This is a genomic window from Micromonospora profundi (assembly GCF_011927785.1).
GTDB lineage: Bacteria > Actinomycetota > Actinomycetes > Mycobacteriales > Micromonosporaceae > Micromonospora > Micromonospora profundi.
Genome location: NZ_JAATJK010000001.1, coordinates 1,174,235 through 1,197,493 on the forward strand (window position 1 = coordinate 1,174,235; position 23,259 = coordinate 1,197,493).

18 protein-coding genes are annotated in these 23,259 nt (G+C 70.9%); 12 read left to right on the plus strand and 6 right to left on the minus strand.

Going from position 1 to position 23,259, the window contains the following annotated elements; genetic code table 11:
- Positions 1-154 precede the first annotated feature (154 nt).
- From uvrA to F4558_RS05270, 4 genes are all read left to right on the plus strand, one after another.
- A complete protein-coding gene (gene uvrA, locus F4558_RS05255) occupies positions 155-3,100 on the plus strand; it encodes an excinuclease ABC subunit UvrA (protein ID WP_053658294.1) in 2,946 nt (981 codons plus the stop codon).
- A gap of 190 nt (positions 3,101-3,290) precedes the next feature.
- The gene (locus F4558_RS05260) at positions 3,291-3,779 is read left to right on the plus strand and encodes a Rieske (2Fe-2S) protein (protein ID WP_053658296.1); all 489 of its coding nucleotides are present in this window, start codon (positions 3,291-3,293) and stop codon (positions 3,777-3,779) included.
- Positions 3,780-3,945: 166 nt separating this feature from the next.
- Entirely contained in the window at positions 3,946-6,150 is a 2,205-nt protein-coding gene (gene uvrC, locus F4558_RS05265) for an excinuclease ABC subunit UvrC (protein WP_376767491.1), read from the plus strand.
- A gap of 671 nt (positions 6,151-6,821) precedes the next feature.
- Positions 6,822-7,466: a C39 family peptidase gene (locus F4558_RS05270; RefSeq protein WP_167943342.1), complete on the plus strand. Its 645-nt coding sequence runs from the start codon at positions 6,822-6,824 to the stop codon at positions 7,464-7,466.
- A 127-nt stretch (positions 7,467-7,593) separates the two neighbouring features.
- Here F4558_RS05270 and recQ read toward each other — a convergent pair whose 3' ends face one another.
- Positions 7,594-9,447, minus strand: coding sequence for a DNA helicase RecQ (gene recQ / locus F4558_RS05275; RefSeq protein WP_167943343.1), 1,854 nt, complete (start codon positions 9,445-9,447; stop codon positions 7,594-7,596).
- Between the two features lie 321 nt (positions 9,448-9,768).
- On the opposite strand from recQ, the gene rapZ reads away from it, so the two are divergent.
- The 8 genes from rapZ to F4558_RS05315 all read left to right on the plus strand — a co-directional run bounded on the left by rapZ (position 9,769) and on the right by F4558_RS05315 (position 16,821).
- On the plus strand, positions 9,769-10,671 hold the full coding sequence (gene rapZ / locus F4558_RS05280) for an RNase adapter RapZ (protein WP_053657067.1): 903 nt from the start codon (positions 9,769-9,771) through the stop codon (positions 10,669-10,671).
- Positions 10,668-11,693, plus strand: a complete 1,026-nt coding sequence (locus tag F4558_RS05285) for a gluconeogenesis factor YvcK family protein (RefSeq protein WP_167943344.1) — start codon at positions 10,668-10,670, stop codon at positions 11,691-11,693. Before rapZ ends, F4558_RS05285 begins: the two co-directional genes overlap by 4 nt.
- A 54-nt stretch (positions 11,694-11,747) precedes the next feature.
- Complete coding sequence (gene whiA / locus F4558_RS05290) at positions 11,748-12,728, plus strand: DNA-binding protein WhiA (RefSeq protein ID WP_053656981.1); 981 nt, start codon at positions 11,748-11,750, stop codon at positions 12,726-12,728.
- A 261-nt stretch (positions 12,729-12,989) separates the two neighbouring features.
- A complete protein-coding gene (gene gap / locus F4558_RS05295) occupies positions 12,990-13,994 on the plus strand; it encodes a type I glyceraldehyde-3-phosphate dehydrogenase (RefSeq protein ID WP_053656983.1) in 1,005 nt (334 codons plus the stop codon).
- A complete protein-coding gene (locus tag F4558_RS05300) occupies positions 13,991-15,190 on the plus strand; it encodes a phosphoglycerate kinase (RefSeq protein ID WP_167943345.1) in 1,200 nt (399 codons plus the stop codon). Before gap ends, F4558_RS05300 begins: the two co-directional genes overlap by 4 nt.
- Complete coding sequence (gene tpiA, locus F4558_RS05305) at positions 15,191-15,982, plus strand: triose-phosphate isomerase (protein WP_053656988.1); 792 nt, start codon at positions 15,191-15,193, stop codon at positions 15,980-15,982. It abuts the gene before it with no gap.
- A 95-nt stretch (positions 15,983-16,077) separates the two neighbouring features.
- Positions 16,078-16,338: a preprotein translocase subunit SecG gene (gene secG, locus F4558_RS05310; RefSeq protein ID WP_053656990.1), complete on the plus strand. Its 261-nt coding sequence runs from the start codon at positions 16,078-16,080 to the stop codon at positions 16,336-16,338.
- A gap of 141 nt (positions 16,339-16,479) precedes the next feature.
- Positions 16,480-16,821 (plus strand): RNA polymerase-binding protein RbpA, encoded by a 342-nt coding sequence (locus F4558_RS05315; RefSeq protein WP_167943346.1) that lies wholly within the window; start codon positions 16,480-16,482, stop codon positions 16,819-16,821.
- A 54-nt stretch (positions 16,822-16,875) separates the two neighbouring features.
- Here the strand turns inward: F4558_RS05315 and pgl are convergent, their stop codons facing one another.
- From pgl to tal, 5 genes are all read right to left on the minus strand, one after another.
- A complete protein-coding gene (gene pgl / locus F4558_RS05320) occupies positions 16,876-17,646 on the minus strand; it encodes a 6-phosphogluconolactonase (RefSeq protein ID WP_053656995.1) in 771 nt (256 codons plus the stop codon).
- A gap of 123 nt (positions 17,647-17,769) precedes the next feature.
- Positions 17,770-18,783 (minus strand): glucose-6-phosphate dehydrogenase assembly protein OpcA, encoded by a 1,014-nt coding sequence (locus F4558_RS05325; RefSeq protein WP_167943347.1) that lies wholly within the window; start codon positions 18,781-18,783, stop codon positions 17,770-17,772.
- A gap of 22 nt (positions 18,784-18,805) precedes the next feature.
- Positions 18,806-20,356 carry a glucose-6-phosphate dehydrogenase gene (gene zwf / locus F4558_RS05330; RefSeq protein ID WP_053656999.1) on the minus strand — a complete coding sequence of 517 codons (1,551 nt, stop codon included), beginning with the start codon at positions 20,354-20,356 and terminating at the stop codon, positions 18,806-18,808.
- 2 nt (positions 20,357-20,358) lie between these two features.
- Positions 20,359-22,008 carry a phosphoglucose isomerase-related protein gene (locus F4558_RS05335; protein ID WP_167943348.1) on the minus strand — a complete coding sequence of 550 codons (1,650 nt, stop codon included), beginning with the start codon at positions 22,006-22,008 and terminating at the stop codon, positions 20,359-20,361.
- A gap of 67 nt (positions 22,009-22,075) precedes the next feature.
- Positions 22,076-23,254: a transaldolase gene (gene tal, locus F4558_RS05340; protein ID WP_167943349.1), complete on the minus strand. Its 1,179-nt coding sequence runs from the start codon at positions 23,252-23,254 to the stop codon at positions 22,076-22,078.
- Between the last annotated feature and the right edge of the window lie 5 nt (positions 23,255-23,259).

Genomic DNA, 23,259 nt, shown 5'->3' on the forward strand with positions numbered 1-23,259 from the left:
GTGCTGAGCTGGGGGAATGTGCGGGCGAGGGAAACTGTCGTACCTCGGGGCTAGAGTTGCCGAGGCGCGTTTTCCGCGCCCGCACGACCGCTCGGAATCATCGCAGAGCGGGACAGAACCCTCCGCTTCACCTTCATCCGGGAGTACACGCACTGTGGCCGACCGACTCATCATCCGTGGCGCGCGCGAGCACAACCTGCGTGACGTCAGTCTCGACCTGCCCCGGGACGCACTCATCGTGTTCACCGGGTTGTCCGGGTCGGGCAAGTCGAGCCTGGCCTTCGACACGATCTTCGCCGAGGGCCAGCGGCGCTACGTGGAGTCGCTGTCGTCGTACGCCCGGCAGTTCCTCGGCCAGATGGACAAGCCCGACGTCGACTTCATCGAAGGGCTGAGCCCCGCCGTCTCGATCGACCAGAAGTCGACGTCGCGCAACCCGCGCTCGACCGTCGGCACCATCACCGAGGTCTACGACTACCTGCGTCTGCTCTACGCCCGGATCGGCGAGCCGCACTGCCCGGTCTGCGGCGAGCGGATCTCCCGGCAGAGCCCGCAGCAGATCGTCGACAGGGTGCTGGCCATGGCCGAGGGCACCAAGTTCATGGTGCTGGCCCCGGTGGTGCGCGGTCGCAAGGGCGAGTACGTCGACCTCTTCGCCGAGCTCCAGGGCAAGGGCTACGCCCGGGCCCGGGTCGACGGCGTCGTGCACCCGCTGACCGAGCCTCCGAAGCTCAAGAAGCAGGAGAAGCACACCATCGAGGTGGTGATCGACCGGCTCACCGTCAAGCCGAGCGCCAAGCAGCGGCTTACCGACTCGGTCGAGGCCGCGCTGGGCCTGTCCAGCGGGCTGGTGCTGCTCGACTTCGTCGACCTGCCGGAGGACGACCCGGAGCGGGAGCGTCGCTACTCCGAGCACCTGGCCTGCCCCAACGACCACCCGCTGGCCATCGAGGATCTCGAACCGCGGGTCTTCTCCTTCAACGCGCCCTACGGCGCCTGCCCGGAGTGCACGGGCCTGGGCACCAAGAAGGAGGTCGACCCGGAGCTGCTGGTGCCCGACCCGGAGCGCAGCCTCCGCGAGGGCGCCATCCAGCCCTGGTCCACAGGGCACAACCTGGAATACTTCCTGCGCCTGCTGGAGGCGCTCGGCGAGGCCCAGCACTTCGACGTCGACACGCCCTGGCGGGCGCTGCCGGCCCGCGCGCAGAAGACGATCCTGCACGGCTCCGACGACCAGGTGCACGTGCGCTACCGCAACAAGTACGGCCGCGAGCGCTCCTACTACACCGGGTTCGAGGGCGTGGTGCAGTGGATCGAGCGCCGGCACTCCGACACCGAGTCCGAGTGGTCCCGCGACAAGTACGAGGGCTACATGCGCGACGTGCCGTGTGCGGCCTGCGGCGGCGCGCGGCTCAAGCCCGAGGTGCTGGCGGTCACGCTTGCCGGCAAGAGCATCGCCGAGGTCTGCAACCTGTCCGTGGGGGAGTGCGCCGACCTGCTCGCGGGCATCGAGCTGACCGACCGGCAGAAGATGATCGCCGAGCGCGTCCTCAAGGAGATCAACGCCCGGCTGCGGTTCCTGCTCGACGTCGGCCTTGACTACCTCTCCCTGGACCGGCCGGCGGGCACCCTGTCCGGCGGCGAGGCGCAGCGCATCCGGCTGGCCACCCAGATCGGCTCCGGCCTGGTGGGTGTGCTCTACGTGCTCGACGAGCCGTCGATCGGGCTGCACCAACGCGACAACCACAGGCTGATCGAAACCCTGATCCGGCTGCGTGGGCTGGGCAACACGCTGATCGTGGTGGAGCACGACGAGGACACGATCCGCACCGCCGACTGGATCGTCGACATCGGCCCCGGCGCTGGCGAGCACGGCGGCAAGATCGTGCACAGCGGGTCGGTGCCGGCGCTGCTGGACAACCCCGAGTCGCTCACCGGGGCGTACCTGGCGGGCCGCCGGTCGATCCCGACGCCGCAGCAGCGCCGCCCGCAGACAAAGGACCGCGAGCTGGTGGTGCACGGCGCGCGGGAGCACAACCTGCGCAACCTGACCGTCGGGTTCCCGCTCGGTCAGCTGATCGCGGTCACCGGGGTCAGCGGCTCGGGCAAGTCGACGCTTGTCAACGACATCCTCTACGCGGTCCTGGCCAACCAGATCAACGGCGCCCGGCTGGTGCCCGGCCGGCACACCCGGGTCTCCGGCCTGGAGCACGTGGACAAGGTCGTCGGCGTGGACCAGTCGCCGATCGGCCGCACGCCGCGCTCCAACCCGGCCACCTACACCGGGGTCTGGGACCACGTCCGCAAGCTCTTCGCCGAGACCACCGAGGCCAAGGTGCGGGGGTACGGGCCGGGCCGGTTCTCGTTCAACGTCAAGGGTGGCCGCTGCGAGGCGTGCTCCGGCGACGGCACCATCAAGATCGAGATGAACTTCCTGCCCGACGTGTACGTCCCCTGCGAGGTCTGCAAGGGCGCCCGGTACAACCGGGAGACCCTTGAGGTGCACTACAAGGGCAAGACCGTCTCGGACGTGCTGGAGATGCCGATCGAGGAGGCCGCCGAGTTCTTCTCCGCCATCCCGGCCATCCACCGGCACCTCAAGACGCTTGTCGACGTCGGTCTGGGCTACGTACGCCTCGGCCAGCCCGCGCCGACTCTCTCCGGCGGTGAGGCGCAGCGGGTCAAGCTGGCCTCCGAGCTTCAGAAGCGCTCCACCGGGCGAACGGTCTACGTGCTCGACGAGCCGACCACCGGCCTGCACTTCGAGGACATCCGCAAGCTGCTGATGGTGCTGGAAGGACTCGTCGACAAGGGCAACACGGTGATCACCATCGAGCACAACCTCGACGTGATCAAGACGGCCGACTGGCTGATCGACATGGGCCCGGAGGGCGGGCACCGCGGCGGCACCGTGCTCGCCACCGGCACCCCGGAGGAGGTCGCCGAGGTGCCCGAGAGTCACACCGGTCAGTTCCTGCGCGGGGTGCTCAAGCTCGACGGCGAGGCCAAGGGCGCGGCGGCGGCCACCACCCGCGCCGCCAAGGCCAACGGCACCACCAAGGCGCGGGCCAGCCGCAAGGTGGCGGCCGCCGCGCGCTGACCGCACGTGTCGGGGGCGGGCTCCGGCGCTGGCTCGCGCACGCCGATCGCGGCGTGCGCGAGCCGGTCCGCTCCGCCCCCGTTCCATTCCCGAGTCGACCGATGCGGCGATGAACCATCCGGCACAGTTGCCCGTGTGGAGAAGTGTGGCCGGCTCTTCGGCCGGCCGGCGGGCTACAGAGAGGCGAGGCATGAGTGACGATCAGGCGCTGACCGGTCCAGGTACGCAGACCCGACGGGCTCTGCTCACCGGCGTCGGGGCGGCCGGCGCAGCCGTCGTCCTGGCTGCCTGCGGCAGCGACGACACCGGCGACGGCGCCACCCCCGCCCCCACCAGCGGCGGCCCGGCCGTGCCGAGCACCGGCGACGCCGGCGGCGGCAACCGGCAGGACGCCCAGTCGCTGGCCACGACCGCCGACATCCCTGTCGGTGGCGGCAAGATCCTCGCCGCCGAGGGCGTGGTGATCACCCAGCCGACCGCAGGGCAGTTCAAGGGCTTCAGCCCGATCTGTACGCACCAGAACTGCCCGGTGTCGAACATCGACGGCGGCACCATCAACTGCACCTGCCACGGCAGCAGGTTCTCGATCGAGGACGGTTCGGTGAAGGCCGGCCCAGCCACCAAGCCACTGCCGCCCAAGAACATCAAGGTCACCGGGGATCAGATCTCGCTGGCCTGATCGTCGGGTCTCGCCCCGTTGACGCGTACCCCAGCGGGTTGGGTTTGATCGACTCGCGGCCTGGGGCGTCGGGGTGTCCGGTGACCTGCGGACATCCCGACGCCCCGGACACGAGTGGATCTAGTGCCGGCGGTGGGTGTCGGTGGTGCGGACTAGGCTTGTCGGCGTGGCTGACCCCTCGACCTACCGTCCCGCGCCCGGCACCATTCCGGAGTCGCCGGGGGTCTACCGATTCCGCGACGGCACCGGCCGAGTGATCTACGTCGGCAAGGCGAGGAACCTGCGCAGCCGGCTCAATTCCTACTTCGGCGACATCTGGAACCTGCACGAGCGCACCCGGCAGATGGTCACCACCGCCGAATCGGTGGACTGGATCACCGTCGGCACCGAGGTCGAGGCGCTCCAGCAGGAGTTCACCGAGATCAAGCAGTACGACCCCCGCTTCAACGTCCGCTACCGCGACGACAAGTCGTACCCCTACCTGGCCGTCACCCTCGACGAGGAGTACCCCCGGCTACAGGTGATGCGCGGCGCCAAGCGCAAGGGCGTGCGCTACTTCGGTCCGTATTCGCACGCCTGGGCCATCCGGGAGACCCTCGACCTGCTGCTACGGGTGTTCCCCGCCCGGACGTGCTCCGCCGGAGTGTTCAAGCGCGCCGGCCAGGTCGGCCGTCCCTGCCTGCTCGGCTACATCGGCAAGTGCTCGGCGCCGTGCGTCGGCAGCGTCTCCGCCGACGAGCACCGAGCGATAGTGGACGGGTTCTGCGACTTCATGGCCGGGCGCACCGACACCATGGTCCGCAAGATCGAACGTGAGATGACCGAGGCGAGCGAGAAGCTGGAGTTCGAGCGGGCCGCCCGCCTGCGCGACGACGTGGCAGCGCTGCGCCGGGCCATGGAGAAGCAGACAATGGTGCTTGGCGACGGCACCGACGCCGACGTGGTGGCGTTCGCCGACGACCCCCTTGAGGCGGCCGTGCAGGTCTTCCACGTCCGCGACGGCCGCGTCCGCGGCCAGCGCGGCTGGGTCGTGGAGAAGACCGAGGACCTGACGACCGGAGACCTCGTCCACCACTTCTGCACCCAGGTGTACGGCGGCGAGCACGGCGAAACCGACGTACCCCGCGAGTTGCTGGTGCCCGAGCTGCCCGCGGACGCCGAGGCGCTTGCCGAATGGCTCACCAACCACCGGGGCAGCCGGGTGTCGCTGCGGGTGCCGCAGCGCGGCGACAAGCGCTCGCTGATGGAGACTGTGGAGCGCAACGCCAAGGACGCCCTCGCCAGGCACAAGCTGAAGCGGGCCGGCGACCTCACCACCCGAGGTAAGGCGCTCGACGAGATCAGCGAGGCGCTCGACATGCGCACCTCGCCGCTGCGCATCGAGTGCTTCGACATCTCGCAGATCCAGGGCACCGACGTCGTCGCCAGCATGGTGGTCTTCGAAGACGGGCTGCCCCGCAAGAGCGAGTACCGACGGTTCATCGTCCGCGGCGCGACCGACGACCTCTCCGCGATGTCCGAGGTGCTGCGCCGCCGCTTCGCCCGCTACCTCGACGCGCGGGCCGAGACCGGGGAGGTGGGCGTGGAGTCCGCCGACGACCCCGCTGCTCCCGACGGCGAAGCCGAACCGCAGGTCGGCACCCTTGTCGACCCGACCACCGGCCGGCCCCGGAAATTCGCGTACCCGCCGCAGCTGGTGGTCGTCGACGGCGGTGCGCCGCAGGTCGCGGCTGCCGCGCAGGCCCTCGCCGACCTGGGCATCGACGATGTCGCGCTGTGCGGCCTGGCCAAGCGGCTGGAGGAGGTCTGGCTCCCCGACGACGAGTTCCCCGTCATCCTGCCGCGCACCTCGGAAGGGCTCTACCTGCTGCAACGGGTCCGAGACGAGGCGCACCGCTTCGCCATCACGTTCCACCGCCAGCGTCGCTCGAAGCGGATGACCGAGTCGGCCCTGGACAACGTTCCCGGCCTCGGAGACGTACGCCGCAAGGCGCTGCTGCGGCACTTCGGTTCCCTCAAGCGCCTGTCCACGGCGAGCGTCGACGAGATCACCGAGGTGCCCGGGGTAGGCCGACGTACCGCCGAGGCGATCCTGGCCGCCCTCGACACGGGCAAGGGGTCCGCCAACGGCGCCGTCCCGGCGGATGGCGCCGCCTCGGCAGATGGTGCTGCTCCGGCGGGCGATGCTGCTCCGGCAGATGGCGCAGCCTCGGCAAGCGGTGCTGCTCCGGCAGGCGGTGCTGCTCCGGCAAACGGCGCCGCCCCGGCAAATGGCTTCGCGCCGGCAGACGGCAGCGAAGCGGCGCCCGGAGGCGGGGCCGCGTCTGGTGGCGGGGCCGCGTCTGGTGGCGGGGCCCCTGCTGTGAGGTGACGCCCGGCGACGGGTGGCCTCTCCCGGAGTGGCTTCTGCTGGCGGAGTGACGCCTGGCGACAGTGGGCCTCCGGTTGTGAGGGTGACGCCTGGCGTCGGGGTTGGCCTTTGGTAGCGGTGCGGCGCCGAGCGTTGAGGTGGGCTGCGTCAGAGGTTGGCAAGGAAGCCGAGTCGATCATCGCCGGCGCGCGCCGAGTGTCGACCCATGACGGACGTTTTGTCCGGTTCGGGCTCGGGGTTGGGGCACGACCTGCAGGTCGCGTGTCCGTGTTGGGTCATTTGGGGCTCGGCGTCCCGTGGTCGGCGGCACTGTGGTGGCGGAATGATGGGCCGGGCCGGCTGGTTGTACAGGGGGTAACCGACGACAGGTCGCGGCCCCCCGGCCCCCGGCCCGACGGTCTCCGGTATCCGGGAACACCCACCCGGCCGCCACGGTTACATCCCCCGAACCACCCCGAGCAGCGCCTCCCCGAGGCTGTCGGACAAGATCCCCCGGAGCGCGGCGGAATGACTCGCCGGCCCGGCTGGTTACATCCCCCTGGACCACCTCGAGCAGGCCCCCCCCGGGCCGCCGGGTGAGATCCCCCCGAACTTTCCCCCGCTCGCGCGCACCGTCCCCCTATTGGTGCGTTACGCGGGTCGCCCCCGACATTGCAGAGGAGCACGCCATCATGCGTACCGATCTGATTCGTAAGACCGCTCTGACCGCTGCCGGACTCGCCGTCACCGGCGGCGCCATCGCCGGCCCCATCACCACCGCCTACGCCGCCGACGCCAAGCCCACCGGCCAGACCCAGAACAAGGGCGAGCGGCACCTGGACGTCCGCTACGAAGCCCAGCCCAACTTCTACTACTGCGGCCCCGCCGCCGCCCGCAACGCCCTGTCCGTACAGGGCAAGGACATCAGCGTCGACGCCATGGCCAAGGAAATGGGCACCACCGAAGCCGGCACCAACAGCATCAACGACATCACCCCCGTCCTGAACAAGGAAACCGGCAAGAACAACGCCTACCGCTCGGTGGAAATCAGCACCCCCGCCGCCGACGACAAGCAGACCGACAAACTCCGCACCGACATCGTCCGCACCGTCGACGACGGCCGCGCCGTAGTCGCCAACATCGCCGGCACCACCACCGACACCGACGGCAACACCCACTCCTTCGAAGGCGGCCACTACATCAGCGTCGTCGGCTACACCGACAACGGCAACACCGTCACCATCGCCGACTCCGCCGACCCCAACACCGCCTCCTACGACATCACCGTCGAGCACCTCGCCGACTGGATCGCCACCCGCGGCTACGCCACCAGCTGACACCACCCAACACGCACCACGCACCACGCACGACCGAAGGGCCGGACCCCCACCAGGGGCCCGGCCCTTCACCACGCCACCGGCGGTCCAGTGGTGCGCGTCCCGATACGAGAGCCTCGGGGCGTGATCAGGCGGGGCTGGTTTCGGCGGCGAGGACGGTCAGGATCTGGTCGCCGTACTTGGCGAGCTTGTTCTCACCAACCCCGCTGACCCGTGACAGCTCGGCCAGTGAGGCGGGCGCGTCGCTGGCGATCTGTCGCAGGGTGGCGTCGTGGAAGACCACGTACGCGGGCACGCCCTGCTCCTTGGCGGTCGCGGCCCGCCAGGCGCGCAGCCGTTCGAAGAGCGACGTGGCGGCCGGCGTCAGGTCGGCGACCACGGTGGCAGCGCCGCGCGGCTTCGACGAGCGACTCGACGTCGGACGTTCCGGCTCGCGGCGCATTGTCACGACCCGTCGGCGGCCGAGTACGTCGGCGCTGGCCTCGGTGAGGGCCAGCGTGCCGTAGTCGCCCTCCACGGCGAGCAGCCCTTCGGCGAGCAGCTGCCGGACGACGCCGCGCCACTCGGCCTCGCTCAGTTCGGTGCCGATGCCGAAGACGGTGAGGGAGTCGTGACCGTACTGGCTGATCTTGTCGGTCTGTTTGCCGAGCAGGATGTCGATGCAGTGCCCGGCGCCGAACCGCTGGTTGCGTTCGCGGTCGAGGCGGAAGACCGTGGAGAGCAGCTTTTGGGCGGCGACTGTGCCGTCCCAGGACTCCGGTGGGTTGAGGCAGGTGTCGCAGTTGCCGCAGGCGGCCGTCGTGGTCTCGCCGAAGTATTCGAGCAGTTGGACGCGCCGGCAGCGCACCGTCTCGCAGAGCGCGAGCATCGCGTCCAGGTGTGCGGCGAGGTTGCGGCGATGGGCGAGGTCACCATCGGATGTCTCGATCATCTTGCGTTGCTGGACGACGTCCTGGAGCCCGTACGCCAGCCAGGCGGTGGACGGCAGACCGTCGCGGCCGGCGCGGCCGGTCTCCTGGTAGTAGCCCTCGACCGACTTGGGCAGGTCGAGGTGGGCGACGAAGCGGACGTCGGGCTTGTCGATGCCCATGCCGAAGGCGATGGTGGCCACCATGACCAGCCCGTCCTCGCGGAGGAAACGCTGCTGGTTGGTGGCGCGGGTAGCCGCGTCCAGCCCAGCGTGGTAGGGCAGGGCGGCGATGCCGTTGGCGGTGAGGAACTCCGCAGTCTTGTCGACCGAGGCGCGGGACAGGCAGTAGACGATGCCGGCGTCGCCGGGGTGCTCGTCGCGCAGCAGGGCCAGGATCTGCTTGCGGGGCTCCCGCTTCGGCACGATCCGGTACTGGATGTTGGGCCGGTCGAAGCTGGCCACGAAGTGCCGGGCGTCGTCGAGCTTGAGCCGGGTGGCGATCTCGGTGCGGGTGGCGCTCGTCGCGGTGGCGGTCAGCGCGATCCGGGGGACCTGCGGCCAACGCTCGTGCAGCATCGACAGCGCCAGGTAGTCGGGCCGGAAGTCGTGCCCCCACTGGGACACGCAGTGCGCCTCGTCGATCGCGAACAGGGAGATGCGACCCCGGTCCAGCAGGGCGAGGGTGGAGCGGACGCCGAGCGCCTCGGGTGCCAGGTAGAGCAGGTCCAACTCGCCGTTGACGAAGGCGGCCTCGACCCGACGCCGGGCGTCGAGGGTCTGGGTCGAGTTGAGGAATCCGGCCCGGACGCCGACGGCGGTGAGCGCGTCCACCTGGTCCTGCATGAGCGCGATCAGCGGGGAGACGACGACGGCGACACCGTCGCGGACCAGGGCCGGGATCTGGTAGCACAGTGACTTGCCGCCACCGGTGGGCATGAGCACCAGCGCGTCGCCGCCGGCGACGACATGGTCGATGACCTCCTGCTGGAAGCCGCGGAAGGCGTCGTAGCCGAACACCCGGCGCAGCGCGTCCAGCGCGGCCTCGGCTCGCACGTCGGTGGGGGAAGCCATCCGCGGAGTCTACGAGCCCACCCCGACACCGCCCGTCCGGCGCACCCGGTGGAGCGTCGGGCGGGCGGTTCCGCGGCCACCTGGGTGCAGACGACGTGGGTGAGCTGCTTGGCGAGCGGGCCAGATCACCCGCGTTGACAAGGGGCGGTTTTGTCGGGAGGGCGACCTGCGGCCCGGTGCCACCGCACGACCCGGCAGCGCGTGCCCGTCCGACCCCGGCCGGGGAGATAGAGTCGCTGATTGACCATTCGCGGCCGATGGCGGCCGCGGCGCCACGGCTTGGGGGTACGGGTGAGCGAGGGGCGCACAGTCGGTGACCGGATCGAGGACCCGGCGGTCACCGACGAGCAGTCGACAGCCGAGTCGGAAACCACCCTTGTGGTGGTCACCGGGCTCTCCGGCGGCGGCCGGAGCACCGTCGCGCGGGCGCTGGAGAACGTCGGCTACTACGTGGTGGACAACCTGCCGCAGGCGTTGATGCTGGACATGGCCGAGTTGGCGTTCAAGGCCGGTGGCGCGGCCCGGCGTACCGCGATGGTGCTTGACGTGCGCTCGCGGGCGTTCTCCACGGACCTTGTCGGGGCGATCCGTGAGCTCAAGGAGCGCGGCTTCTCGCCCCGGGTGGTGTTCGTCGACGCCGACGACGAGGTGCTGATCCGGCGGTTCGAGAGCGTCCGGCGTTCGCACCCGTTGCAGGGCGACGGGCGGCTTGCCGACGGCATCGCCGTGGAGCGTGGGCTGCTCGAGGAGGCCCGCGACCAGGCCGACGTGATCATCGACACGAGCCACCTCAACGTCAACCAGCTCCGTCGGCGCATCGAGGAGCTGTTCGGCGGCGAGGACGCCCGCCGGCTGCGGCTCACGGTGCTGTCGTTCGGCTTCAAGTACGGCCTGCCGCCGGACGCCGACTTCGTGTTGGACGCCCGGTTCCTGCCGAATCCGTACTGGGTGCCGGAGTTGCGGGAGCACACCGGGCGGGAGGAGGCGGTCAGCGCGTACGTGCTGGGTCAGGAGGGCGCGGACGCGTTCGTCGCCTCGTACGCCGACCTGGTCAACGCCACCACCACCGGCTTCGAGCGGGAGGGCAAGCGGTACCTCACTGTGGCGGTGGGCTGCACCGGCGGCAAGCACCGCAGCGTGGCCATCGCCGAGGAACTGGCCAGCCGGTTGCGCGACTCCGGGCTGGCGGCGAACGCCCAGCACCGCGACCTGGGGCGCGAATGACGGCGCGCCGGGTGGTGGCGTTCGGCGGCGGTCACGGGCTCTCCGCGTCTCTGCGCGCGTTGCGCCACTGCGCCCCCGAACTGGACCTGGACATCACCGCGGTGGTGACCGTCGGCGACGACGGTGGGTCCAGTGGTCGGCTGCGCGCCGAGCGGGGCGGCCTGCCTCCGGGTGACCTGCGGCAGGCGCTTGTCGCGCTGGCCGGCGACCATCCGGCCACCCGCCGCAGCGCCGGGCTGTTCCAGCACCGCTTCGCGGCCGCTCCGGCTGCGGGCGTACCCCAGACGGGCGGCACCGACCGGAGCCCGGCGGCGACTGACGGCCCTGAGCCCGACGGCCTGTCCGGGCACGCGGTGGGCAACCTGGTGCTCTGCGGCCTGATGGAGCTGCTCGGGGATCCGGTGGCGGCTCTGGAGCACGCCGGAGCGATGCTCGGCGCGGTCGGGCGGGTGCTACCGATGTCCCGCCAGCCGGTCGGCATCGAGGCGCGGGTACGCGGCGCGGACCCGTCCGCTCCGGACGAGGTGTGCACCGTACGCGGCCAGCACCAGGTGGCGGTCACCACCGGCCGGGTCGAGTCGCTGCGGCTCACCCCGGCGGCCCCGGCGGCCTGCGCCGAGGCTCTCGCGGCGATCGGCGCGGCGGACTGGTTGATCTTCGGGCCGGGCAGTTGGTACACGAGTGTCCTGCCGCACCTGCTGGTGCCGCAGTTGGCCGATGCGATCGTGTCCAGCTCGGCCCGGCGGCTGGTCACCCTGAACCTGGCGGCGGAGAAGGAGACCCTCGGGCTGTCCGTCGCTGATCATCTGGCGGCGCTGCACTGGTACCTTCCCGAGCTCAAGGTGGATCTCGTGCTCGCCGACGCCAAGGCGGTGGGTGACCCCGAACCGGTCGAACGTGCGGCAGAATCGCTTGGTGCCCGCCTGGTCCTCGCTCCCGTCGCCGTCACCGACGGCACTCCCCGCCATGATCCGGCTGCCCTGGGCGCCGCGCTGGTGCCTGTCCTGGGTGCCGATCGTTAGACACGTACGTAATCTCCGGCGACACGCCGGAACAGGTCCGTGAGGGGACGCACAATGGCGATGACGGCCGCGGTCAAGGACGAGCTGAGTCGGGTCGACGTGCCCAAGCCCTGCTGCCGGCGGGCGGAGATGGCCGCCCTGCTGCGCTTCGCCGGTGGGCTGCACATCGTCTCCGGCCGTGTGGTGGTGGAGGCTGAGCTGGACACCGGGGCGGTGGCGCGCCGGTTGCGCCGGGAGGTCGCCGAGGTCTACGGCTATCCCAGCGAGATCCACGTGCTGGCCTCCGGCGGGCTGCGCAAGGGCAGTCACTTCATCGTCCGGGTGGTCAAGGACGGTGAGGCCCTCGCCCGGCAGACCGGCCTGCTGGACGTCCGTGGCCGACCGGTGCGTGGGCTCCCCCCGCACGTGGTGGCAGCGAACGTCTGCTGCGCGGTGTCCGCGTGGCGTGGCGCGTTCATGGCGCACGGCTCGCTCACCGAGCCCGGTCGCTCCAGCGCCCTGGAGATCACCTGCCCCGGCCCGGAGTCGGCGCTGGCTCTCGTCGGGGCTGCCCGCCGGATCGGCATCACCGCGAAGAACCGCGAGGTACGCGGTGTGGACCGGGTGGTGGTGAAGGACGGCGACGCGATCGCCGCGCTGCTCACCCGCATCGGCGCGCACTCCAGCGTGCTGGCGTGGGAGGAGCGTCGGGTGCGCCGCGAGGTGCGAGCCACCGCCAACCGGCTGGCCAACTTCGACGACGCGAACCTGCGCCGCTCGGCGCGGGCGGCGGTTGCCGCGGCGGCCCGGGTGACGCGGGCGTTGGAGATCCTCGCCGACGAGGCGCCCAACCACCTGACCGACGCGGGCCGGCTGCGCCTGGAGCACCGGCAGGCGTCGCTGGAGGAGTTGGGGGCGCTCGCCGAGCCGCCGTTGACCAAGGACGCCATCGCCGGACGGATCCGCCGGCTGCTGGCACTTGCCGACAAGCGGGCCCGCGACCTGGGCATCCCGGATACCGAAGCTGCCGTCACGCCCGACATGCTCGTGGTCTGATAGGACGGTAGGGCCGCACGGTGCGCCCGGGAGCACGACCCGGCGCAGCGTGGTCCCGCACGCTCGGATATGGTCGCTGAGTACGGCAAGGGGGCCGACACAGGCACTCCTCGTCGTGCTCACCGCCTCGGGCGGTCAGGTCCTCAGACCGCGGCGGGGTGGCCGAGATGAACCGTCAACGGCCGGCTCCAGCGGTCGGCGCACACCACTTCGCCGGCCCGTTGTCGCAGCCGGCGGACCAGAACGCGAGGAGATGGGCCTGTGACCATCCGGGTTGGCATCAACGGCTTCGGCCGGATCGGCCGTAACTTCTTCCGGGCAGTACTGGCGTCGGGCGCCGACGTCGAGGTCGTGGCGGTGAACGACCTGACCGACAACGCCACGCTCGCCCACCTGCTCAAGTACGACAGCATCCTCGGTCGCCTGCCGCACGAGGTCAAGGCCACCGCCGACGAGATCACCGTCGGTGGCAAGACCATCAAGGCGTACGCCGAGCGGGACCCGTCGAAGCTCCCGTGGGGTGACCTCGGTGTCGACGTCGTCATCGAGTCGACAGGCTTCTTCACCGACGCCACCAAGGCCAAGGCGCACGTCGACGGCGGCGCCAAGAAGGTCATCATCTCCGCTCCGGCGAAGAACGAGGACGTCACCGTCGTCATGGGTGTCAACCAGGACACCTACGACCCGGCGAAGCACACCATCATCTCCAACGCTTCGTGCACCACGAACTGCCTCGCCCCGATGGCGAAGGTCCTGCACGACACGTTCGGCATCCAGCACGGTCTGATGACGACGATCCACGCGTACACCCAGGACCAGAACCTTCAGGACGCGCCGCACTCGGACCTGCGTCGTGCCCGGGCCGCCGCGCTGAACATCGTCCCGACCTCGACCGGCGCCGCGAAGGCCATCGGCCTGGTGCTGCCGGACCTGAAGGGCAAGCTCGACGGGTACGCGCTGCGGGTGCCGATCCCGACCGGCTCCGTCACCGACCTGACCGTCAACGTGGGTCGCGAGACCACCGTGGACGAGGTCAACGCCGCGCTGAAGGCCGCCGCGGACGGCCCGCTCAAGGGCATCCTGGTCTACAACGAGGACCCGATCGTCTCCAGCGACATCGTCACCGACCCGGCGTCGTGCATCTTCGACGCGCCGCTGACCAAGGTCGTCGGCAACCAGGTGAAGGTCGTCGGCTGGTACGACAACGAGTGGGGCTACTCCAACCGGCTCGTCGACCTGGTCAAGTTGGTCGGTAGCTCGCTGTGAGCATCCGGACCCTCGACGACCTGCTCGCCGAGGGGGTGTCAGGTCGGCGCGTGCTCGTGCGCGCCGACCTGAACGTCCCGCTCGACAAGCAGACCGGTGACATCACTGACGATGGACGCATCCGCGCGGTGCTGCCGACGCTCGGTGCGCTTGTCGAGGCCGGCGCGAAGGTGGTCGTCTGTTCGCACCTGGGCCGCCCGAAGGGCAAGCCGGACGCGCAGTTCAGCCTCCGCCCGGTCGCCGGACGGCTCGGTGAGCTGCTCGGCGCGCCAGTGCACTTCGCCACCGACACGGTCGGCGACTCCGCACGCTCCACGGTGGAGGGCCTGGCCGACGGCCAGGTCGCCCTGCTGGAGAACCTGCGCTTCAACGCGGGGGAGACCAGCAAGGACGAGGCCGAGCGGGGCGCGTTCGCCGACCAGCTCGCCGCGTTCGGCGACGCGTACGTCGACGACGCGTTCGGCGCCGTGCACCGCAAGCACGCAAGCGTCTACGACGTGCCGGCGCGGCTGCCGCACGTCGCGGGTCGACTGGTGCTGCGCGAGGTCGAGGTGCTCTCCAAGCTCACCAGCGAGCCCGAGCGGCCGTACGTGGTGGTGCTCGGTGGGTCGAAGGTCTCCGACAAGCTGGCGGTGATCGAGGCGCTGCTGCCGACTGTCGACCGGCTGCTCATCGGCGGCGGGATGTGCTTCACCTTCCTCAAGGCCCAGGGCCTGGAGGTGGGCACCTCGCTGCTGGAGGAGGACATGGTCGAGACCTGCCGCAACCTGCTGGAGCGGTCCTCGGGCAAGATCATGCTTCCGGTCGACGTGGTTGTCGCTGACGCGTTCGCGCCGGACGCCGCGCACGACACGGTCCGCGTCGACGGCATCCCGAGCCACCGGCTCGGCCTGGACGTCGGCCCGGAGACGGTGGCCGGGTTCTCCGCCGCGCTGTCGCAGGCGAAGACCATCTTCTGGAACGGCCCGATGGGCGTGTTCGAGATGGCGGCGTTCGCGGCCGGCACCCGGGGCATCGCCGAGGCGATCACCAAGGCCGACGCCTTCAGCGTCGTCGGTGGCGGTGACTCGGCGGCGGCCGTGCGTGCCCTCGGGCTGGACGAGTCGAGTTTCAACCACATCTCCACCGGAGGCGGCGCCTCCCTGGAGTATCTCGAGGGCAAGGCCCTCCCCGGCATCGCGGCCCTGGAGAACTGAATGGCGAGCACGACCCGCCGGCCGTTGATGGCCGGCAACTGGAAGATGAACCTCAACCACCTCGAGGCCAACCTGCTGGTGCAGAAGCTGGCCGCGAGCCTCAACGAGAAGCAGCTCACCGAGGTCGAGACGGTGGTCCTGCCGCCGTTCACCGACCTGCGCACCGTGCAGACCGCGGTGGACGGTGACAAGCTGCTGATCGGCTACGGCGGGCAGGACCTGTCCCCGCACGCCGGGGGCGCGTACACCGGGGACATCTCCGGCTCGATGCTCGCCAAGCTCGGCTGCACGTACGTGGTGGTCGGGCACTCGGAGCGGCGGGCGTACCACCACGAGGACGACTCGGTGGTCAACGCCAAGGTCAAGGCGGCGCTCACGCACGGCCTGACCCCGATCCTGTGCGTGGGGGAGGGGCTGGACATCCGGGAGCAGGGCACCCACGTGGCGCACTGCTCGCAGCAGCTCGACGGGGGCCTCGCCGGGCTCACCGCCGAGCAGGTCCGCCAGGTCGTGATCGCGTACGAGCCGGTGTGGGCGATCGGCACCGGCAAGACGGCGACCCCGGAGGACGCCCAGGAGGTCTGCGCGGCGGTCCGTCAGCGGGTGGCGGAGCGCTTCGACCAGGAGACCGCCGACCAGGTCCGGGTCCTCTACGGTGGCTCGGTCAAGGCCTCGAACGTCGCCTCGATCATGGCCCAGCCGGACGTGGACGGGGGCCTGGTGGGTGGCGCCAGCCTGGACGCCGAGGAATTCGCTCAGATCTGCAGGTTCCCGGAGCACATCGCTCGCTGATCGCTCGGTATCCTGGACACCGCCCGTCCACCGGTCGGTGCCGCCGTGCCCGATCAGACCGGGCGAGGATCGCTACGAGAGGACTTCCCCCAGTCATGCCGACCTGGTTCGCATACGTGTTGATCGTGTTGCTGACGATCACCAGCTTCCTGCAAATCATGCTGATCCTGCTGCACCGCGGCAAGGGTGGCGGCCTGTCGAGCATGTTCGGCGGGGGTGTCAGTTCCAGCCTCGCCGGGTCCTCGGTGGCCGAGAAGAACCTTGATCGCTACACCGTTCTGGTGGGGATCATCTGGTTCGCCTGCATCGTCGGGCTCGGGCTCTGGCTCCGCCTTCAGATGAGCGGCGTTGCCTGAGCAGGCTCGCGAAGTCGTACAATCTGCGCGCGGCCCGTCACTCGACGGGCCGCGCGCAGGCTTTTCTCCGCTGCACACCGCGTCGCCCGCCGCCCATCCCTGACGGCTGCGGGTCCCCTCCGACGACAGGAGCGAGCAGCCGTGCCGAATGGCAACGTCATCCGAGGAGCCCGGGTCGGGTCCGCACCGATCCGCCCGGACGAGCGACACCATCCCGCCCCGCGCCGGGACGTCACCTACTGGTGCCGCAACGATCACCGTACCGACATCCGGATCGCGGCGGAGGCTGCGGCGCCGCCCGTGTGGGACTGCCCGCGCTGTGGGCTCCCCGCCGGCCAGGACGAACAGAACCCGCCCGGTCGGGTCCGCGCTGAGCCGTACAAGAGTCACCTGGCGTACGTGAAGGAACGGCGTACCGCCGAGGAGGGTGAGGCGTTGCTGGCCGAGGCCCTCGCCGCGCTGCGTCGCCGTCGAGGCGAGTGAAAGGAAGGGCCCCTTGTTAGCGTCCAGGCGCTAACAAGGGGCCCTTCCTTTCACTTAGCGCAGGCTGCGGAGGCGGGCCGGCACGTCGGCGGCTGCCGCCCGGTCGAGCAGCCAGCGGGTCCGGTGCACGCCGTGCACACCGGCGGCCGGCAGCTGCACCGGCCCGGCGCCGGCCAGCGCCATGCCCACCGCGCGTGCCTTGTCCGCGCCACCTGCCACCAGCCAGACCTCCTCGGCCGTGTTGATCGCCGGCAGGGTGAGCGTGGTCCGCACCGGCGGCGGCTTCGGGCTGCCCCGCACCGCGCTGCACGGCCGGGTCTCATAGTGCACGGGATGCCCCGGAAAGACCGATGCGACGTGGCCGTCCTCCCCGACGCCGAGCATCAACACGTCGAAGTGCGGCAGAGTGGCGTGCCCCGGCCGGGCGGCGCGGGCCAGCTCCTCGGCGTACCCGGCGGCGGCGGCCTCCGGGTCGTTGCCGGCCGGGCCGTCGGACGCCGGCATGGGATGCACCCGGGCCGGGTCCAGCGGAACCACGTCCAGCAGCGCGGCGCGGGCCTGCGTCTCGTTGCGCTCCGGGTCGCCGGCCGGCAGGAACCGCTCGTCGCCCCACCACACGTCGACCCGTGACCAGTCGACCGCGTCGCGGGCCGGCAGCTGCCCGACTGCCCGGTACACGGCCGCCGCGATCCGGCCACCGGTGAGCACCACAGCGGCCTCACCTCTGTCGGCCTGGGCGTCGAGCAGCTTCACCAGCAGCCGGGCCGCCACGGCCTGCGCCAGCATGTCGGCGTCGGCGTGGACGGCGACACTCGCCTCACTCATCGGTTGTGCCTTCGTTTCCCGACCGCGCACGGCGGTCGCTGTCGCATCGTGCCGGGGCGGGCTGCCCCGGAAGTGCCGCGGCGGGTGCCGGGGAAACGCCCCGCCCCGCTGACGTGACCCGGCTCAGCGCTCGCTCGTGCCGCTGTGCGCGGTCACACCGGCCTCGGCGCGCCGGGCGGTGGCCGGATCCTTCCAGACGTGCACCCGCTGCGGAGAACGCTGCTCCAGCCCATGCAGCCCCACAGTGGCGCCCAGCGCCTCCGCGTACACCTGGTCGGCGTCCAGCCGGCGCAGCTCCTCGGCCAGTTCGTCACCGAGCGGCCGACGGACGAGAGGCAGCGTCCGGTCGTCCTGGCCGGTCCGCCGGAACACCGCCATGCTGTCCTCGCGGGTGAGCGTCAGGCGGTCACCGTTGGCGCAGGTCAACTGCACCTCCCGCATCCGGGGGAACTCGTTGGTGTCCACCCGGGCCGGCTGAATGCCGAGCCGGCTGGACAGCCAGCCCGCCATCAGCTCCGCGGTCGGGTCGGTCGGCGGCGCGACAACAGTCGCCTCGGTGACCTTCGCCTGGGTGGTGTCGAACGCCCCGGCGACGAGGGTCCGCCACGGGGTGATCCGCGTCCACGCCAGGTCGGTGTCACCCGGTGCGTAGTCGTGGGCCCGCTGCCGCAGGGCGGCGATCGGATCCGCGGCCTGTGCGCTGTCGGTGATCCGCCGGTCGGCGACCACGCCGAGGAAGTCGGTGGCGATCTCCGCCGGAGGCGGACCGTGCCACCAGGTCACCACAGGTACGTCAGGCACCAGCAGGGGCATCACCACCGACTCGGCGTGCAGGGCGAGCCGCCCGTACATCCGGGTGACGACAGCCTCGCACGGGCCGAGCCGGCCGCCGACCACGATCTCCGCGTCCAGCCGGTTGCGTTCCCGCTCGATGTCGGAGCGGACCACCACCAGCAGCCGGCACGGGTGGGCAGCGGCGGCGATCGTCGCCGCCGCCTCCGCCTCCCGTACCCGCTTCTCGTCGACCACCACGATGAGGGTGAGCGCCATACCACTGGCCACACCGCCGGCGCTGCGCCGCTCGGCGGCGAGCGCCTTGACCACCTCGTTGCCGGTGGTGTCCCACAGCCCGATCACTGGAGCCTCCTGGTCTGCTCGCTCACGCGCGTCGCCATGCCCGGCCCTCGCGGGCCAACATCTCGTCGGCTGCCCGCGGCCCCCACTCACCAGCGCGGTACGGCTCCGGCGTCGTGCCCGCCCAGGCGTGCTCCAGCGGGTCGATGACCTGCCAGCTCTGCTCGACCTCGGCGGCGTCCGGGAACAGGGTGCGGTCGCCGATCAGCACGTCCAGCACCAGCCGCTCGTACGCCTCGGGGCTGGACTCGGTGAACGCCTCGCCGTACTGGAAGTCCATCGCGATGTCGCGGACCTCCATCGTCGTGCCGGGAACCTTCGAGCCGAACTTGAGCACCACACCCTCGTCGGGCTGCACCCGGATCACCAGCTGGTTGTTGCCCAGCGACTCCATGTCGGCGTCGTTGAACGGCAGGTGCGGCGCCTTCTTGAACATGATGGCGACCTCGGTGACGCGCCGGGGCAGTCGCTTGCCGGCCCGGATGTAGAACGGCACTTCGGCCCACCGGCGGTTCTGGATGCCCAGCCGCACCGCCACGTACGTCTCCGTGGTGGAGTCGCTGGGGACGTCCTGCTCCTCCAGGTAGCCGACAGCGCGTTCGCCGCCCACCCAGCCCGGCAGGTACTGGCCGCGCACGGTGTCCCGGGCCACGTCCTTCGGCAGGGTGATCGCCTTGAGCACCTTCAGCTTCTCGGCCCGGATCTCGTCGGCGTCGAAGCTCGTCGGCTCCTCCATGGCCACCAGGGCCAGAAGTTGGAGCAGGTGGTTCTGCAGCACGTCACGGGCGGTGCCGACGGTGTCGTAGAAGCCGGCGCGGGTGCCGATGCCGACGTCCTCGGCCATTGTGATCTGCACCGAGTCGACGTACTTGGAATTCCACAGCGGCTCGAACAGGTTGTTGGCGAACCGCAGGGCGAGGATGTTCTGGACCGTCTCCTTGCCCAGGTAGTGGTCGATCCGGAAGACGTCCTGCCTGGTGAACACGTCGTCGACCAGGTCGTTGAGCGCCTTGGCCGACGGCAGGTCGTTGCCGAACGGCTTCTCCACCACCACGCGGCGCCAGCCGCCGGACTTGTCGTTGTCGGCCATTCCGGTGCGGGCCAGCTGCTTGAGCACGACGGGGAACGCGGCAGGGGGGATGGAGAAGTAGAACGCCGCGTTGCCGGTGATGCCGTGGGTCTGCCGCAGACCGTCAAGCGTGGACGCCAGCTGGTCGAAGGCGGCGTCGTCGTCGAACGAACCGCCCACGAACTTGATGTTGCCGGCCAGCCGCGCCCACACCTCGTCCCGCCACGGCGTACGGGCGTGCTTGCGGGCCGCCTCGCACGCGAGGGTCTCGAAGTCGCCGTCACCCCAGTCGCGCCGTGCGAAGCCGAGCACCACGAAGCCGGGCGGCAGCAGACCCCGGTTGGCGAGGTCGTAGACGGCCGGAAGTAGCTTCTTGCGGGCCAGGTCGCCGGTCACCCCGAAGATCACCAGAGCGCATGGCTCGGGGATCCGGGGCAACCGGCGGTCCTGCGGGTCCCGCAGCGGGTTCACGCCGCCTTCTCGCTCCGCGTCTGTCACAGCGTCCATCCTCACGTCCGCAGCTCACCGGCCGCGTCGAGCAGTTGGGCGACGCCGGCCGCCCGGTCGGTCAGGTGTAGCCGCAGCACCGGGCGCTCCCGGCCCGCGAGGGCCTCCCGGTCGCCGGCGGCCTGCGCCGCCTGCAACTCCCCGAAGGTGTACGGCTTGCCGGGCACCGCCAGGTCCTCGGCGACAGCGCCGGTCACCTGCAGGTAGCTGCCCACCTGCGGGCCGCCCTTGTGGTACTGGCCGGTGGAGTGCAGGAACCGCGGCCCCCAACCGAAGGTGACCGGCCGGCCGGCAGCCTCGGCCAGCAGCGGCCGCAGCCGGGCCGCGTCGGCGTCGGCGAAGCGGTCCAGGTACGCCATCACGGCCAGGTAGCCGTCCTCGCCCAGCCCGTCCAGCAGCCAGCGCAGCACGCCGGCCAGGTCACCGGGGGCGCCCTGCGGCGCGTACACCTCGATCGCGCCCTCGGTGAACGACGGCGTCTCCGCCGGCAGACCCGAGGCCAGGATCTTGTTGGTGTTCTCCTTGGACTCGGTGACGTTCGGTTGGTTGAACGGGTCGATGCCGAGCACCACGCCCGCCACCGCCGTGGCGTACTCCCAGGCCAGGAACTGCGCGCCGAGCGGGCCGTTGACGGCCACGTCCGGGTTGGCGCCGCCGCCGGGCATGTCACCGGCGGCAAGCGCGCCGCCGTAGCTCACCGTCAGCACGTCCGGCCCGGTGGCGCCGGGGCTCTGCGGCGACTCCACCACCACCGGCAGGATGCCCACGCCGGCCTTGCCCGTCGACTCGGCGATCAGCTGCTCGGCCCAGTCGCCGAGCCCGTCGATGCCGGTGCCGTCGGACACCAGGGCGACCTTGTCGCGGGCCAGCGTCGCCGCGGCGCCCAGCGCGGCGCCCAGCGCCAGCGCCGGGTTGTCGCGGTCCCCGTCGAGCGACTGCGCCAGCGCGTCGGCCTGGTCGAGGAGTTCGGCGACCTCGACCCCGGCCAGCGCGGAGGGGACCAGCCCGAACGCGGTGAGCGCCGAGTACCGGCCGCCCACGTTCGGGTCGGCGAGCACCGTGAACGCGCCCATCTCGCTGGCGGTGGTCGCCAGCGGGGAACCCGGGTCGGTGACGATGACGAAGTGCCTGCCGGCCTCCGCCTCGCTCATCCCGGCGTCCAGGAACGCCTGCCAGTAGGCACGACGGTGGCTGTCGGTCTCCACGGTCGAGCCGGACTTGCTGGCCACCACCACGACGGTGCGCTCCAGGCGGTCACCGAGGGCCGCCCGGACCTGGCCCGGGTCGGTGGTGTCGAGCACTGTCAGCGGCCGGCCCAGCGTCCGGGTGATCACCTCGGGGGCCAGTGACGAGCCACCCATGCCGGCGAGGACCACGTGGTCCAGGTCGGCAAGCTCCGCGGTCAGCTCGGCCAGCTGCGCCAGCAACTCCCGGCTGTGCCGGTGGGTGTCCACCCAACCGAGCCGGATCTTCGCCTCGGCCTCGGCGTCCGGACCCCACAGGCCGGCGTCCTTTGTCGCCAACCTGCCCGGGACGCCCGCCTTGACCAGCGCGTCACGGGTCGAGGCGGGGGCGGACTTGTCCACGGCGTCCGCGCCGTACACGGCGAGACCACCGGCGGCCTCCACGGGCCCATCGAGAAGGTCGCTCATGCCGCCACTCCGCTTCGCTGCGTGCCGTCATGAGGCACATTTGCACCGAGCCTGCTGATTCGCTCGCTCATGCGTTCCCACCGGCCTTCTCGGCGGCCTTGGCGTTGCCCTTGGCGGCCTTGTTCGGCGCGCCCTTGCCCTTGGCCGCTGCCTCCAGCGACTTGCGGACGCCGTCGAGCAGCTCCTGCCAGCTGGCCTCGAACTTCTCCACGCCCTCGGTCTCCAGGGTGGCGATCACGTCGGCCATGTCCACCCCCACCGACTCCAGGTCCGCGAAGACGGCGCGGGCCGCGTCGTAGGCGCCGGTGATGGTGTCCGCGCGGGTCTCGCCATGATCGGCGTACGCGTGGATGACCGGCTCCGGCATGGTGTTGACGGTGCCGGGGGCGATCAGCTCCTCGACGTAGATGACGTCGCGGTAGTCCGGGTTCTTCGTCGAGGTGGACGCCCACAGGGGGCGCTGCGGGTGCGCGCCGGCGTCCGCGAGGGCCTTCCACCGGTCGGAGGAGAACACCTTGGTGTAGCGCTCGTACGCCAGTTGGGCGTTCGCCACAGCGGCCTTGCCCCGCAGGGCCTTGGCCTGCTCGGAGCCGATCTTCTCCAGCCGCTTGTCGACCTCGGAGTCGACGCGGGATACGAAGAACGACGCCACCGAGCCGATGGTGGACAGGTCGTGGCCGTTGGCCTTGGCCTGCTCCAGACCGTCCAGGAACGCCTCCATAACCGCCGAGTAACGGTCCAGGCCGAAGATCAGCGTCACGTTGACGCTGATGCCCTCGGCGAGCGTGGCGGTGATCGCCGGCAGCCCCGCCTCGGTGGCAGGGATCTTGATGAACAGGTTGGGGCGGTCGACAAGCCACCACAGCGCCTTCGCCTCGGCGACCGTCTTGTCGCTGTCGTGCGCCAGCCGGGGGTCCACCTCGATGGAGACCCGGCCGTCGACACCGTCGCTCGCGTCGTACGACGGGCGCATCACGTCGCACGCCCACCGCACGTCGTACGTGGTGAGCATGCGTACCGACTCCTCGACCTCCACGCCACGGACGGCGAGGTCGTGCAACTGCCAGTTGTACTCGTCGGCGTCGCTCAACGCCTTCGCGAAGATCGTCGGGTTGGTGGTCACCCCGGCGACGTGCTGCTCCCGCCGGAGCTTGTCCAGCCCGCCGGAGCTGAGTCGTACCCGGGACAGATCATCGAGCCACACCGCCACACCGGCGGCGGTGAGTTCACTCAATTTGTCGGTCATGCCGT

Coding starts and splice junctions, on each gene's coding strand:
- tpiA (WP_053656988.1), top strand. CDS start 15,191: ATGGCGAGCACGACCCGCCGGCCGTTGATGGCCGGCAACTGGAAGATG.
- recQ (WP_167943343.1), bottom strand. CDS start 9,447: ATGGCTTCCCCCACCGACGTGCGAGCCGAGGCCGCGCTGGACGCGCTG.
- F4558_RS05260 (WP_053658296.1), top strand. CDS start 3,291: ATGAGTGACGATCAGGCGCTGACCGGTCCAGGTACGCAGACCCGACGG.
- whiA (WP_053656981.1), top strand. CDS start 11,748: ATGGCGATGACGGCCGCGGTCAAGGACGAGCTGAGTCGGGTCGACGTG.
- tal (WP_167943349.1), bottom strand. CDS start 23,254: ATGACCGACAAATTGAGTGAACTCACCGCCGCCGGTGTGGCGGTGTGG.
- secG (WP_053656990.1), top strand. CDS start 16,078: ATGCCGACCTGGTTCGCATACGTGTTGATCGTGTTGCTGACGATCACC.
- zwf (WP_053656999.1), bottom strand. CDS start 20,356: ATGGACGCTGTGACAGACGCGGAGCGAGAAGGCGGCGTGAACCCGCTG.
- pgl (WP_053656995.1), bottom strand. CDS start 17,646: ATGAGTGAGGCGAGTGTCGCCGTCCACGCCGACGCCGACATGCTGGCG.
- F4558_RS05285 (WP_167943344.1), top strand. CDS start 10,668: ATGACGGCGCGCCGGGTGGTGGCGTTCGGCGGCGGTCACGGGCTCTCC.
- F4558_RS05270 (WP_167943342.1), top strand. CDS start 6,822: ATGCGTACCGATCTGATTCGTAAGACCGCTCTGACCGCTGCCGGACTC.
- F4558_RS05335 (WP_167943348.1), bottom strand. CDS start 22,008: ATGAGCGACCTTCTCGATGGGCCCGTGGAGGCCGCCGGTGGTCTCGCC.